The 14,918-nt window shown below is 25.2% G+C and carries 10 protein-coding genes and 3 pseudogenes; 7 read left to right on the top strand and 6 right to left on the bottom strand.

The window, feature by feature from the left end:
• Positions 1–130 precede the first annotated feature (130 nt).
• Positions 131–610: pseudogene (locus NGI68_RS00130) on the top strand (ABC transporter ATP-binding protein); the annotation flags it as partial.
• A 241-nt stretch (positions 611–851) separates the two neighbouring features.
• On the top strand, positions 852–1,325 hold the full coding sequence (gene msrA, locus NGI68_RS00135; protein ID WP_251859457.1) for a peptide-methionine (S)-S-oxide reductase MsrA: 474 nt from the start codon (positions 852–854) through the stop codon (positions 1,323–1,325).
• Between the two features lie 339 nt (positions 1,326–1,664).
• Here msrA and NGI68_RS17185 read toward each other — a convergent pair.
• The 4 genes and pseudogenes from NGI68_RS17185 to NGI68_RS00150 form a co-directional block, all read right to left on the bottom strand.
• Positions 1,665–1,922: pseudogene (locus NGI68_RS17185) on the bottom strand (ATP-binding protein); the annotation flags it as partial.
• Positions 1,923–2,138: 216 nt separating this feature from the next.
• Positions 2,139–3,104: pseudogene (locus NGI68_RS17190) on the bottom strand (histidine kinase dimerization/phospho-acceptor domain-containing protein); the annotation flags it as partial.
• A gap of 432 nt (positions 3,105–3,536) precedes the next feature.
• Entirely contained in the window at positions 3,537–4,238 is a 702-nt protein-coding gene (locus NGI68_RS00145; protein WP_251859459.1) for a response regulator transcription factor, read from the bottom strand.
• A 30-nt stretch (positions 4,239–4,268) separates the two neighbouring features.
• Positions 4,269–4,877 carry a hypothetical protein gene (locus NGI68_RS00150; protein ID WP_251859460.1) on the bottom strand — a complete coding sequence of 203 codons (609 nt, stop codon included), beginning with the start codon at positions 4,875–4,877 and terminating at the stop codon, positions 4,269–4,271.
• A gap of 420 nt (positions 4,878–5,297) precedes the next feature.
• On the opposite strand from NGI68_RS00150, the gene cloSI reads away from it, so the two are divergent.
• Positions 5,298–6,869 carry a clostripain gene (gene cloSI, locus NGI68_RS00155; protein ID WP_251859461.1) on the top strand — a complete coding sequence of 524 codons (1,572 nt, stop codon included), beginning with the start codon at positions 5,298–5,300 and terminating at the stop codon, positions 6,867–6,869.
• Positions 6,870–7,083: 214 nt separating this feature from the next.
• On the opposite strand, the gene NGI68_RS00160 is transcribed toward cloSI, so the two are convergent.
• Complete coding sequence (locus NGI68_RS00160; RefSeq protein ID WP_251859462.1) at positions 7,084–8,301, bottom strand: IS701 family transposase; 1,218 nt, start codon at positions 8,299–8,301, stop codon at positions 7,084–7,086.
• Between the two features lie 309 nt (positions 8,302–8,610).
• Here NGI68_RS00160 and NGI68_RS00165 point away from each other — a divergent pair, with 309 nt between their 5' ends.
• Together NGI68_RS00165 and NGI68_RS00170 are read left to right on the top strand one after the other, a co-directional pair.
• Positions 8,611–10,320, top strand: a complete 1,710-nt coding sequence (locus NGI68_RS00165) for a methyl-accepting chemotaxis protein (protein WP_251859463.1) — start codon at positions 8,611–8,613, stop codon at positions 10,318–10,320.
• Positions 10,321–10,691: 371 nt separating this feature from the next.
• Complete coding sequence (locus NGI68_RS00170; RefSeq protein ID WP_251859464.1) at positions 10,692–11,033, top strand: hypothetical protein; 342 nt, start codon at positions 10,692–10,694, stop codon at positions 11,031–11,033.
• Between the two features lie 173 nt (positions 11,034–11,206).
• Here the strand turns inward: NGI68_RS00170 and gad are convergent, their stop codons facing one another.
• A complete protein-coding gene (gad, locus tag NGI68_RS00175) occupies positions 11,207–12,610 on the bottom strand; it encodes a glutamate decarboxylase (protein ID WP_251859465.1) in 1,404 nt (467 codons plus the stop codon).
• Between the two features lie 636 nt (positions 12,611–13,246).
• Here gad and NGI68_RS00180 point away from each other — a divergent pair.
• The gene (locus tag NGI68_RS00180) at positions 13,247–14,122 is read left to right on the top strand and encodes a DMT family transporter (RefSeq protein WP_251859466.1); all 876 of its coding nucleotides are present in this window, start codon (positions 13,247–13,249) and stop codon (positions 14,120–14,122) included.
• Between the two features lie 186 nt (positions 14,123–14,308).
• Positions 14,309–14,686, top strand: coding sequence for an HIT family protein (locus NGI68_RS00185; RefSeq protein WP_251859467.1), 378 nt, complete (start codon positions 14,309–14,311; stop codon positions 14,684–14,686).
• Positions 14,687–14,918: the final 232 nt, after the last annotated feature.

Here is a 14,918-nt window from a genome sequence, read left to right on the forward strand (position 1 = left end):
ATTGGTTAGGGAGTTTTTTACTATGTTTTATTTTACTATTTTAATATGGAGAATTTAACATATGTTTATAAAATCTTTAAAATTATATTTTAAAATTACATTACAGTAAATTTTTAGGGAGGAATTATAAATGAATAATATAATTGAAGTTAAAAATGTAAGTAAAAAAATTAAGGGTAAAGAAATTATAGACGATATAAGTTTTAATATTGAAAAAGGAGACATATATGGATTCGTAGGGCCCAATGGAGCAGGTAAAACAACTATGATTAGATTACTTACAGGTCTTATAAAGCCTAGCTTTGGAAAAGTTTCAATTAATGGAATAGATGTTAATAAAGATAGATCAGGAGCACTTTTAAATTTAGGAGCTATAGTAGAATGTCCTATATTTTTCGACTATATGACAGGAAGAGAAATATTAAAAAATCTTGTAAGATTGCATCCCAATATACCTAAGGGAGAAAGAGATAAAAGAGTAGAAGAAGTATTAAACATAGTAGATCTTAAACTTAAGGAAAATGATAAAGTATCTACTTATTCTCTTGGTATGAAGCAGAGATTAGGTATTGCCCAAGCTCTTTTAGGAAAACCTGAAATAATAATTTTACTTTACAAAATATAGTGAAATATGAAAGTTTACATAGACAAAAGTATAATTTTAAAATAAAAAGTTATACTTTTTTATGAATTTATTTCATATTTTAATATAATAAATTTTTGTTATATAATAAGATAACAGAGGGTGAAAAAGACTATTAATAAAAAAATTAAAATATGTAAAGAATTATAATATGACTTTTAAATATTATATATAACAAATTAGTAATGATTAGGGAGGTATGCATATTATGAGAGAAATAGTTTTAGCAGGAGGCTGTTTTTGGGGAGTAGAAGAGTATATGTCAAGAATTCATGGAGTAATAGAAACAAAGGTGGGTTATGCTAATGGTATAAAAGAAAATCCTACTTATGAAGAAGTTTGTACGGGAACTACAGGCCATGCAGAAGCTTGTTACATAAAATATGATGAAAATATTTTATCATTAGAAAAATTATTAGAAAAATTTTGGAGCATAATAGATCCCACTATATTGAATAGGCAAGGAAATGATAGAGGAAGTCAGTACAGAACAGGTATATTTTACATGGATCAAAAAGACTTAAATATAGTTATGGAAAGTAAATACCAGCAGCAGCAGAATCATAAAAAAGATATAGTAACTGAAATAGAGCCATTAAAGTGTTTTTATGAAGCTGAACAGTATCATCAAAGATATTTAAAGAAAAATCCAGAAGGATATTGTCATATACATTTAGACTAATTGAGTTAGTTGATTTAAATATGAATTTAAATTCAAACTCAAACTACTAACCAACTATATTTATTGTGAAATTTTTCAGAAATGAAGATGTACAATAAAACTAATAAAAAAGCATAGATAATTTATTATAATGTCTAATTAAAAAGGCTAAAATTATTTAAAAATAAGAGGAACCATATTATAATCAGAAATGTGGTTCCTTAATTTTTTCTTTAGTTATTAAATTATGTTTATAAAATTGTTATTTTAAAGAAGCATAGTTTTATATTAATTTTATTATTAATAGTAAAGTTCAATAATAACTTTAAATAAATCTCCATCAAAATCAATATACATAATACCCTCATGAAGTTCTATTATGCTTTTTGCTATAGCTAAGCCTAATCCACTACCATCAATATCTGAATTTCTTGATTTATCTCCTCTAGTAAATCTTTCAAATATTTCTTTTTTATCAAAATCAAGTGGAATACAAGATATATTTTTAAAAAATATTTTGATGCCTTTAGGGATGCTTTCTATTTTCACATGAATTCTTGTGTTTCTTAAAGAATATTTTAAAGAATTATTTATTAGATTTTCGAAAACTCTAGACATTTCATTTCCATCCAAATTTATCTTTATTTCAGGGGAAAAAGTTTTTGTTACAAAAGTTAAATTCTTATTTTTATATATTTCTGTATCAGAGTATTCAGCTATGGATTGGTCTAAAAGCTCTACTATATTAACTTCTTGTTTATTTAGTTGAACTCGTCCACTATTAATTTTAGATATTTTGAACAGATCTTCTATAAGGGTTTTAAGTTTCAAACTCTTTCTATTAAGGATTTTTAAAAATTCTTCTTTTTCATCTTCAGATATATCTTCTTTTAATAGTATATCCGTATAATTTATTATGGATGTAAGCGGTGTTTTTAAATCATGAGAGATATTAGTTACTAGCTCACTTTTTAATTTTTCATTTTTAATTTGATCATCTATAGATATTTTAAAGCCTTTATTTATTTTATTTATATTTTGTGCAAGTATTAATAGTGATTTATCTCCTCTTTCTTTTATTGTAAAATCTAAATCTCCGCTAGTAATTTTATTTGTGCCTTTTATTATTTCATCTATATATTTGCAGAATTTAATTAATTTAGGAACCATAATTGATATATATAATAATATATATATCACCATACAAAATACATATATTTTTTTAATCGAAGTAGAAGTAAAATTAAATATATAAAGTAAATAACTAGGATCATAAGACAATAATTTTTTAATAAATAATATCATAGGGAATGTAGATATAATAAAAATAACTAACTTAAAAAGTGTATTTCTAGTTTCAAACCATATATTTATAGAATTAAATAATCTAATTGTGAAACTACTCTTAAGTCCATTGAAAACATTTTCCTTACCAATAAAATATAGGGCAACGAGTAAAAGAATAATTAAAAAAGAATACAGTCCTATTAAGTATTGTTTAGTATTTAAATTTTTTTGCATATTGTTTATAGTAGTATTATATTTATTTTCATAGTTTTTTAAAATATTCTTTATAAGAATAGAATCTTCCCTTTTATAGGAGTAATTTTTAGGAAACCAATAAGCTTCTACAAAATTATTGGAATTCTCAATTTGAGTATTGTCTCTATTAGTTTTGAACATAGGTGAACTTTCATGATTATAAGATATATTATACCAAATTGCCTTGTCTGAAATATAATTGAATAGTTCACTATTTTCCATAGAAAATGCATTAATTTTATCGTTTAATATTTGCATGCTATTTACGTCATTAGTTAAAAATGTATTGAGAGACTTATCTATAATTATAAATTTTACTAATCTAGAGTAATCTACATTTCCATCTATAATCTTAAATGTATTACTTTTTTTATCTAATATTGTTTGTGAATTTTGAGATATAATTTTAAAATTATTTGTATTCTTAAATATTAATGAGTTAGCCACACTAGCAATTTCTTTTAACCAAATATCATAACTAATATTCTTAACATTATAAGTATTTTGATCTATATCTTTAAGGTCTTTATTAATAATTGCAATTTCATTTTTTTGTCTTTGGATTTCCGATTTTAATGTATGTATATTATTTAAAGATTTAAATATATTAAATATAAGAATAATATAATTAAAAATATTATAATTATATTTTTAATCAATAATTTTTTAAATTTATAATATTTTTTTGAATCATTTTTCAATTTTATAACCCACTCCCCAAATTACTTTTATATATTTAGGCTCTTTAGGATTTATCTCTATTTTTTTTCTTAATCGCCTTATATGAACTGCTACGGTGTTTTCAGTTTTAAATGATGGTTCATTCCAAACACGTTCATATATTTCAGAAGATGGAAATACTCTACCACGGTTTTCTGCCAAAAGTAATAATATGTCATATTCCATAGGTGTTAGTTTTATTTCATTACCATCTAGTATCACCACATGATTATTTTTATTTATAATTAATTGATCTATAATAATCTCATTTTCAGATTTAGTTTGGGGAAAGTTACCTAAATTTATATATCTTCTGAGTTGAGAGTTTACTCTGGCTACTAATTCTAGAGGATTAAATGGTTTAGCCAAATAATCATCTGCTCCTATATTTAGTCCTAAAATTTTATCTGTATCTTCATTTTTAGCAGATAACATTATTATAGGAATATTGTTTTTCTCTCTTATTTTCATACAAGTTCTTATACCATCAAGTTTAGGCATCATAACATCTAATAGTATTACATGAATTTCATTATTCTGTAATATATCTAATGCTTCTAATCCATCGTATGCCTTTATTATATTCATATTTTCTATACTTCTTAAATATATTTCAATAGCATCTACTATTTCCTTTTCATCATCTACTACAAGCACATTATAAGTACTCATTTTATTTACCTCCTGTTATTATATAATTTATCATTTTTTATACATAAAGAAACTAAAGGGATCTTTTATATTACCTTTTATGTTATCAACTTTTTTTATATTTCTCAAGTGATATATTTTTCCGTCATAATCTTTAGCTTGATTATCGCAAACATAAGCATAATCATAGTTATCCTCTTTTGCCCATTTCATAAATACGTAAGTATGAGTTGGAGTACCATTCTTATTTAATTTGTCATCTGTAGTAAAACATATATCCCCTGGTCTTAGTTTCCTATAATCCCTTTCTATTTTCCAACCATTATCTTTCATTACATCTAAAAGCTGAGTTGTGTTGCAAATTCCATCATGTATATTTTCACCATTCATCCTTAACACTTCTGATATAAAATAAACACAAGTATTGCTTGAACTTCCATTATTAAGTTTTATTGCTCTAGAAAGAGCTTGAACTCTATTTCCTTTTATGTTCATTGAATTATAAATATTTTCTTGTAACTTAGAGGCATAGAGTTTATTATTAAATGCTAAATTCTTTCCAAAGTTAATTATAATCAATATAAATAATAAAATTACAAGTATTAATATAGGAGGTATCCCTATACTACCTAATTTGTTTTCCTTTTTAAATATTCTCATTATTCTAATCCTCCTTTAATATTATAAAAAACTCTATATTTACATATTAATGGGTATATATTAAGAAAAGACTATCATGAAAATGAAGATTTTCGAACAAATTGTGTTTTATATTGGAAGTAAACTTATAGTAATAAATATTAGTAGAAGCTATATAAATCAATAATTAATTTTAATTTAATGTTAATATTTATAAAGATCACAGATGAATAGTAAACAATTATGTGAAAATTTTAAAAACTAAGAAAAAGTTTATTAAATTAGAAGGAATATACAAATAAATGTAGAAAATATAAAATATTAACTAATTGTAAACACTTTATACATAAAACATAAATTAAGTCAATAATTTCATATTGTTTTATATTATTATGCTTTGCGTAATTAATTTAAAAATATAAATTTCTGGAGGGATACATTATGTTAAAAAACAAACTAGCTATTATTTTTACGACTGCTTTAGTGACTGCTTCTTTGTTAAATTTTAAACCCGTATATGCTGACGGTGTGAATAATTCTAATAAAAATGATTTAGAGAGTGTTCAGCAAGAAGTACAAAAAGCTAAAGACAATAATCAAAAAGTGACTATTATGTATTATTGTGATGCAGATAATAATCTAGAATCTTCTTTATTAGAAGATGTAGAGGAAATGAAAAGAGGATATGTTAATAATCCTAATTTAAATTTAGTAACACTTATAGATAGAACACCAAGATATACAAATGATAAGAAAGTTTTTGGTGAGAACTTTAACGATTCTCGTTTATACAAAATAGACAATAATAGCACTAAAAGATTAAGTGGAGGAAAGGAATTTCCAGAAATAACTCTAAATAGTAATTACGAAGCAAGTATGGGAGATGCTAATACTCTTAAAAAGTTCATAAATTATTGTAAAGCTAATTATAAAGCAGATAAATATGTGCTTATAATGGCAAATCATGGTGGAGGAGCAAAAGATAAGAATAAGAAAGACACAAATGTAAATAGAGCTATTTGCTGGGATGACAGTAATTATGATGGAAATGAACCAGATTGTCTCTACATGGGGGAAATATCAGATAATCTAACAGATAAAGAATCTGTTGATTTACTTGCTTTTGATGCATGCTTAATGGGTACAGCAGAGGTAGCATATCAATATAGACCAGGTAATGGAGGATTTTCAGCTAATAGTATGGTAGCTTCAAGTCCAAATGTTTGGGGGCCTGGTTTCCAATACGATAAGATTTTTAATAGAATACAAGTAGGAGAAAGTAGTTCAGAAGATGACTTAAGTGTAGGTGGAAAAGAGAAAAAATTTGCTCCTGAAACTATTACTAATGAAGAATTAGGAGCAATATTGGTTGAAGAACAGAGAGATTCTACAAGAGCTGAGGAATCTTATGACCAGCATTTAAGTTTTTACGATTTAACTAAAGTAGAAGCTACGAAAAGATCAATAGATAATTTAGCTATTAATTTAAGTGAAGAAAATAAAAAATCAGAAATTGAAAATTTAAGAGGAAGTAAGATCAATCCTAATTTAATTCATTATTTTGATGAGTATTCAGAAGGAGATTGGATTGAATGTCCTTATTTTGATATATATGATTTATGTCAGAATATAAATGAAGGTAAAGATTTCAGTAAAAAAACTAAAACTTTAGCTTTAGAGTGTATGAATAAGATAGATGATATGGTAATTTACTCTTTTGGAAATCCTAATAATAATTTTAAAGAAGGCAAAAATGGGTTGAGCATATTCTTACCAGATGGAGATAGAAAATATTCAAGTTATTATGGCTCAATTCCTCATTGGACTATTCAAAGTTGGTACAATTCAATAGATACAGTAGCTAATGGATTGAATCCTTATGGAAAATTAAGTTGGTGCAGAGATAATCAAGATCCTAACATAAATAAAGTTGGAAATTGGTTTGAGCTTTTAGACTCATGGTTTGATAAAACTAACAATGAAAATGGTGGAGTTAATCACTATCAATGGTAAATAAATATATATCATAAATTAAAAAACTGTGTTAAAACAAAGTTTACAATTTTTGTTTCAACACAGTTTTTTTATGTTATCTTTTCTAATAACTTTAGTTAGGCAATTTCAAAAGCTAAATTACCTATTGAGACTATATTATACTTATTATGATATATTATCCATATAATATGAAAACACTTGCCCAATTTTATATGATGAATTTTTAAAAACTCTAAGGGATTTTTAGCTCACATAAAATATCTTTTAGTTCAATATTCTGTTTTGATTTTTCATATATAAAGCACACAAGTGCTTTTGCCGTCAGGCTGTTTAGATGTTTCTGAGTTTCACCTATAGTCTTAAAATCTCCGTGGTTGGAACTAACTCTAAATAATTCTAAAAAATTATAGATTAAGAATACTATAAGAAAATATCGTTCTATAGACAAAATGCTACGCATTCTATATTTATCAAAAGCTAAATTGCTTTTTAAATATTTATATGAAGTTTCTATAGTCCATCTGTGAGAATAATATTTAATTATAGTTTCTGCATTTAATAAGATGTCGGTAGACAGCAAATATACTGGGTTCTTGAATCCATCATGGGTGACTTCATAGCAAATAAGTATTTTAGCATAAGGGAATTTAGAAACATTACCTTCATAGGTATATACTCTATAGTCCTTACCTTCAACTGTAACAAGGTCTAAGGTGTTAGGACTAAGGAATTTTTCAAATTTTGATAACTGCATTGAAATTCCTAATGGAGATATTTTTCTGTTAGATTTAATTGCTCCTATTAGGTGGTAGCCCTTTGCTAAAGATGCTTCTATTAAATTATTATTTGTATACCATGAATCCATAAGACAATACATTTTTTCACAATTAGATGGAGTTTTAAAAGAAGTTATAAAATTTTTTGCAATATCAATCTTAGATTTAAAATTTTTATTTAAATCTTTGCAAAATTCCTTTTTATAGTAAGGTTTATATTGTAAAGGAATAGATTTATCATTTACAACAAAATTTGAAGTAACCACACAATGTGACCAAATATTTTTGTCTTCTGTATGAGAGTAATTATAAGATAATCCTTGCATTTTCTTTGCTGATTTCTTGGGATTTACAGTATCATCTATAATCAAAAACCCTACGGATTTAGGTTTAATATTATGCTCAAGGAAAAAGTTTAAATAGCTAATTCTATTGTTGTTCAGAAGACTATGGTCCCATTTAGAATGGCTTAAAAATCTATAAATACAACTTTTGTCTTTTGAATGCAACACATTTTTAGCAATTTCAGATAAAGTTTTAGTGCCAGGTAAATTAATTAATCCATTGGCAATATTGGTTAAATGATTAAATTGAGGCTTAGACATTCCATAATTTACATCATTTAAGTAATTGTAAAGTTCATTATTAATGGATACAATATTAGTACTTGGCATACTTTTTACCTCCTGTGTTTATATTTGTATGGTAACTTTTATATAACACAGTGAGAGAAAGTATGCCATATTTATTTTTTGGTAGTTTTACCAATTTAGATTTTTATTTTGCATAACTAAAGTAATAATAATAATTTTCATAATTTTATTACATTAATGGTAAAGGTTAATAAAATAATAAAAAAAACGATAATAAAAGGATATTATATAAAAATGTATATTATTGCAAATGGGTTTTATGAGTAAAAAGGGGGAGACATAAAAATAGTCATTAAATGCATTACATAAGATAGTAGGGAGGAAATAAATTTGTTAAGAACTATAAAAAGTAAGTTAATTTTTCTTGTAGCTATATTAGTAGGTTCACTTATATTTATGGGAGGATATTCTATAAAAAATTTAAAAACTGTTAATAATAAATCTACTGAAATTTCTAAATATTGGGTGCCATCTATTGTATATTCAGAATCACTTAATACAATGACTTCAGATTTTAGATTAATTGAATATAGTCATATAGTGACTACAACAAAAGAATTAAAACAAGAAAAAGAAGTAAAGATGAAAGAAAAGGAAAAAGAAATAGAAAAATATTTAGCTCTTTATAAGAAAACCGTAAACTCAAAAGAAGATGAAGAGATATTTAATATTGTTGAAAAAGAATGGTCAGAATATTTAAAATCAAGTAATAAAGTAATAGCTCTAAGTAATCAATTAAAAACCATAGAGGCAATGAAAATAATGAGTTCAGAATCTAAGGATTCATTTAATCAAGTTGCATCATCTTTAATAAAATTAGCAGAATTTAATAAAAAGAAAACAGAGGATTCTATCTTAGAAGGAGATAAGATATTTAAACTTACCACAAGAGTAAATGTAATTTTAATGATATCATTATCCGTTTTGGGAATAGTGGTTGGAATTTTTATAATTAATGGAATAAGAAGATCCTTAAACATATTAAAACATGAAGTAAATGAATTAGCTGAAAGAGGTGGAGATTTAACTAAAGAAATAAAGGTTAATTCTAAAGATGAAATTAATGACTTAGCATTAATTTTAAATAAATTCATATGGAATCTAAAGAATATTATTAAATCTGTTAATGAAAGTTCTGATGATATAAAAACTGTTGTAGACAGTATAAAAATTAATATTACAGATTTAAATAATAATGTAGAAGAAGTATCTGCAACTACAGAACAGCTTTCTGCAAATATGGAAGAAACTGCAGCTTCAGCTGAAGAAATGTCTGCAACTTCTCAAGACATAGAAAAGGCTATTGAAACTATTGCAGAAAAATCACAGGAAGGTGCAGTTCAAGCAGGAGAGATAAATAAAAGAGCAGAAGAAACAAAATTAAACGTACAAGCTTCTCAGAAAAAAGCTAGAGAAATGATTATAAGTACAAAATCACAAGTTGAAAGTGCTATAGAATCATCAAAAGTTGTAGAACAAATAGATATTCTTTCAGAGGCTATAATGGAAATAACATCACAGACAAACCTTCTTGCATTAAATGCAGCTATTGAAGCTGCTAGAGCAGGAGAAGCAGGAAAGGGATTCTCAGTTGTAGCTGATGAAATAAGGAAGCTTGCAGAACAATCACAGAACACTGTAGGAGAAATACAAAATATAACAAGTAAAGTAACAGAAGCAGTAAAAAATCTTTCTGATAGTTCAAGTAATCTAATAAATTTTGTGGCTACAGATATTCATAAAGATTATGAAAATATGAAAGGTATGGCAGATAAGTACAGTAAGGATGCCAATTTTGTAGATACTCTTGTAACAAATTTTAGTTCAACATCACAGGAACTTGCAGCTTCACTGCAAGATGTAGTTAAAACTATAGAAGGAGTGGCTCAAGCTTCCAGTGAGGGTGCTGCAGGTACTACTGATATTTCAGGTAAGATGTTAGAAGTAAACAATAAATCTAATGATATGCTTGAAGAAACAATAAAATCTGAAGAAAATGCAGATAAATTAAAAAGAGAAATTTCTAAATTTAAAATTTAAAGATATCTTAGTGTGTATACATATTTTAATGACTACTATTTAGAATATCCTTATTCTTGTAGAATAAATTATAGAGAAATTCTATAATTTTATGTTTAATATAATTTAATGAAAAACAATTAAAGTTAAGAACTCCTGTGAATAAGATTTTAGGTAATAAAATTCACAGGAGCTTTTCATTATAAATAATCTACCAATTAAATAACAAAGCAATGTTCTAAATTTTTTAAATATTAAAATTAATTCTTAAATTTTGAAGTAAAAACACAAAATATGTATTATAATATAAGTAATAAATATATTATTTACCTACCTAGTGTAAATTTTAAAATTTAATAAAAATAATCAGTGTATATAAGGAGGGCTTTTTTATGTATGCAAATTTATTTAAGGAAATTTGTATGGAGGATACAGAAGACTTAAGAGTAGAAGAAAAGTCAACTATATCAAAGGAAAAGTATAGGGATTATGAAGTTTTTATATTTACTGTTAAAAATTCTCCCAATATATTAAAAAATAATTTACAAACAAGGGTAGGAGATGTGGTGCTCTATTGCTATAGATGGCAAAATAATCCTGAGCAAATTGTAAGAGTTTATGTGAAAAAGGATTCTTCAAAGAAATTAAATACAAAAAAATGTTGGAAACTATTAAAAGAGGATATGAAGGATCTAGGAATTGAAACTAAAAAACTAGTAATGCATAAAGCTTAAGTGTAGAATTTGAATGTTTTAATGAATTAGGAATTATGTTAAAATAGATTTAATTTTAATATAGCAAGGATAAAAAACATACTCCATAAAATATAAATAAAGTATTTTTAATAAAGTATATTTTTTATCTAAGTTATAATAAATTAAATCTATTTTACTTATATGTCCTATTATTAATGAGTAAACCCATAACTACCTTGGTTTTCTTCTTCATGGAATAGTATGTGAGCATTGTCTAAATCATTTATTGCTGTTTTAAAATCATTTATTAATAGTTCTGCTAAGTTGTATCCTAAATCTGAGCGACAAACTATTCTTTGTATTGCTTCATGGCTAAGATTTTTAGGCAGAGGATAAGTTGGTATTTGCCATCCTTTCATAGATAATCTATCTGACAAATCATAAAGATTCCATTTAATACCTAGATTTTCTTTTAATTTGTAGCAAACTATAGGAAGATTGTTACCATTATTATATATAGTAAATAGCCCAGTTTTTTCAATTTCTTTTGATATATACATAGCTACATCCTGTGTACGTTCATGTATTTTTTTATATCCTTCAAAACCAAATCTTAAAAAATTATAATATTGACCAATTATTTGACTTGCAGATCTTGAAAAATTAATAGCTAGGGTAGGCATTTTACCGCCTAAATAGCTTACTTCAAATATTAAATCTTTAGGAAGATATTCTTGATCTTTCCACAGTATCCACCCTATACCAGGATAAACTAATCCATATTTATGACCAGACGCATTTATGGAAACTACATTTTTTAAACGAAAATCCCATAATAGTTCAGGATCGATAAATGGTGTGAAAAATCCGCCAGATGCAGCATCTACATGAATATATACTTTTATGTCATGAGTATTATTATATTTTTCAAGAGCTGCATCTAAAGCTCTTATATCATCAAATTTTCCTGTATAAGTAATTCCTAAAATACCTATAATTCCTATGGTGTATTCATCCACATAATCAAAAACTCTGTCTATATTTAAGCTTAGATTATCTTTGTCCATAGGAATGGTACGCATTTCAATGTCCCAATAAACACAGAACTTTTCCCAACATACTTGATAACCATCAGAAATTATAAGATTGGGTTTTTTCTTGTTAATATCAATGCCTAATTTTTGTGCTTGCTCTCTCCAACGAAATTTCATAGACATGCCACCTAGCATGCAAGCTTCTGAAGAACCTACAGTGGATGTGCCTAAGAAGTTCATATTTTTAGGTACATTCCATAGATCTGAAATAATATTAACACATCTATTTTCTAGTTCAGTAGTCTGAGGATACTCAGATTTATCAATGGCGTTCTTTTCTAGAGTTTCAGCCATAAGCTTAGTAGCTTCATCTTCCATATAGGTCTGACAAAAAGTAGCTAAATTTAACCGAGCATTGCCTTCATTCATAAGTTCATCCTTAATCATGCGATAAGCTACATTAGGAGCAATGGAATTTTCATTTATCTTATATTTGGGAATTGAGTAATTGTCTTTAGTAATTCCAAAAATAGGGGTGGAATAAGTATCATCACTTTGCTTGTTTTTCGAAGAATATAGCATATTAAAACCTCCTTAAGATTAAAACATAAATTTATTAATAATTAATATTAAGATATAAATAAACAAATTCATAATAAATGGAAAACTAAAGTATTAAAGTCTATAATTAATATACTATGTTAATTATAAGTATGAGATAATGAGAATTTATTAAAGTTATAAAACTAATAAGCTATTTTTATTTAGTTGGAATAAAAATAATTCAAAGATATTAATAATAACTATAAATATGAAATAATTCTTTCATATATTAAAACTAATTTGTTATTTTTATTAAATAAATTAGTTTTATTATCTGTTATGTTGAATAATAATATGTAATTAAAATTAATAGACATAAAAGTTTTAATTATATATTATGATTTAAAATTCAGTCAATTTATATTAAAGAATAAATATATGTTATAACTAAAAGAGATGCAATATTTTTTATAAGGTAAATTATCAAAACATAAAGTTGATTAATAATATAAATTATAAGATTAACATTTAAAAATATCAATAACAGTATGAAATTTTATTAATAAATATATTTAATTATTTATATATAATTAGTGAATTTTTCATACATAACATATTAAAAGGAGGTGAAGTTTAGTGATGGGCTAGTATAAGTCTATTCACTAAAAGAAATTTATGAATAATAAATCTAAGGCGGTGTTATATATGATATTATCATCTGTAGCATTTGCATTTATGGCAGCTATGGTTAAATTAGCTGGAGATATTCCTGTAATGGAAAAGGTTATATTTAGAAATCTTGTAAGTTTAATTATTGCCTTTTTTGCATTAAAGAAAAATGGAGCAACTTTATTTGGTAAAAGAGAGAATCAAAAATATTTATTAGGAAGATCCTTATTAGGCACCATAGGCGTAGTTCTTTATTTTTATTCTATAAGCAAGTTATCTTTAGCAGATTCATCAATGTTAAATAAGTTATCACCATTTTTTATTACACTTTTTGCAATTATATTCTTAAAAGAAAAATTAACTTCTATGAAAGTAATATCTACTATAATTGTATTTTTAGGAGCTATGTTAGTTATAAAGCCACAGTGGGATTTAAGTGTAATACCAGCTACAGCAGGCTTTTTATCTGCAGCTTTTGCAGGTGGGGCTTATACTTTAGTAAGATTTTTAAAGGATAGAGAAAACCCATCCACAATAGTTTTTTATTTTTCTTTAGTGTCTGTTTTAGGAATGATTCCTTTTGTTATATTTAATTTTAAACCTATTACTACAATTCAATGTTTATATTTAATATCAACTGGTATTTTTGCTGCAATAGCACAATTCGCATTAACTTATTCTTATAAGTATGCACCGGCCTCAGAAGTAGCTATCTATAATTATACTAATATAGTATTTTCAGCAATAATCGGATTTTTTATATGGAGAGAAATACCTGATTATTTAAGTATAATAGGTGGATTAATAATAATAAGCATAGCTATATTAGTTTATATAAAGGATAAAAAAGAGTATGTTAAATCTTTGAACTATAATAGATAAATTTTAAAATGAATAATACAAGTTTAAAAAAATAATTATATATAAATATGTGTAGCATTTATATAAATGTTAAATTTAATATGTTTATTTATGATTTATTAAGACCAATACTTATAAAATAAAATTTTAATGTTCAAATGTTATTTTAAGTGAAATAAAAAGTATTAGTAATGGGAGATGTAAACAATGAATGATTGTATATTTTGTAATTATGATTTTACAGAAATAATAGCAGAAAATAGAGTAGCTTTTGCTATATTAGATAAATTTCCGGTAAATCAAGGACATACATTAATAATTCCTAAAAGACATTTTAAAAGTTTTTTTGAGACTACAGAAGATGAAATAAAGGGTATGTACTCTCTTATGCATGAAGTGAAGGAAATGATGGATATTCAGTATGAGCCTACAGGATATAATATAGGGGTAAACGAAGGGTACGACGCTGGACAAACTATAATGCATCTTCATATTCATTTAATCCCAAGATATAAAGGAGATGTTGTAAATCCTAGAGGGGGAATAAGACATCTAAAAACTCCTTTACAGGGTTATGATGGTTAAAAATCTATATTTATAGATAGGATACCTTAAAATTTGTATAAAATATTTTATCATAACATTAAATAGAAAAAATAAATTTAAAAAAGTTCTTATAAGTTTCATGATTGATGTTTTTATTAAAAGTTATATGTAGTCACTTCAAAAATTGGGCTGTCGCACTAAGAATAAATCCTATAATATATTGTGTTAACTTTAAACTTGTAAAACAATATATTGTACTTAAATTCTTTAA

The sequence above is a fragment of the Clostridium sp. Marseille-Q2269 genome, assembly GCF_943736985.1.
Lineage (GTDB): Bacteria > Bacillota > Clostridia > Clostridiales > Clostridiaceae > Clostridium_F.

Bases quoted from the DNA above. Each gene is read 5' to 3' on its own strand.
- msrA (WP_251859457.1), top strand. From the start codon at position 852: ATGAGAGAAATAGTTTTAGCAGGAGGCTGTTTTTGGGGAGTAGAAGAG.
- NGI68_RS00145 (WP_251859459.1), bottom strand. From the start codon at position 4,238: ATGAGTACTTATAATGTGCTTGTAGTAGATGATGAAAAGGAAATAGTA.
- NGI68_RS00150 (WP_251859460.1), bottom strand. From the start codon at position 4,877: ATGAGAATATTTAAAAAGGAAAACAAATTAGGTAGTATAGGGATACCT.
- cloSI (WP_251859461.1), top strand. From the start codon at position 5,298: ATGTTAAAAAACAAACTAGCTATTATTTTTACGACTGCTTTAGTGACT.
- NGI68_RS00160 (WP_251859462.1), bottom strand. From the start codon at position 8,301: ATGCCAAGTACTAATATTGTATCCATTAATAATGAACTTTACAATTAC.
- NGI68_RS00170 (WP_251859464.1), top strand. From the start codon at position 10,692: ATGTATGCAAATTTATTTAAGGAAATTTGTATGGAGGATACAGAAGAC.
- gad (WP_251859465.1), bottom strand. From the start codon at position 12,610: ATGCTATATTCTTCGAAAAACAAGCAAAGTGATGATACTTATTCCACC.
- NGI68_RS00180 (WP_251859466.1), top strand. From the start codon at position 13,247: ATGAATAATAAATCTAAGGCGGTGTTATATATGATATTATCATCTGTA.
- NGI68_RS00185 (WP_251859467.1), top strand. From the start codon at position 14,309: ATGAATGATTGTATATTTTGTAATTATGATTTTACAGAAATAATAGCA.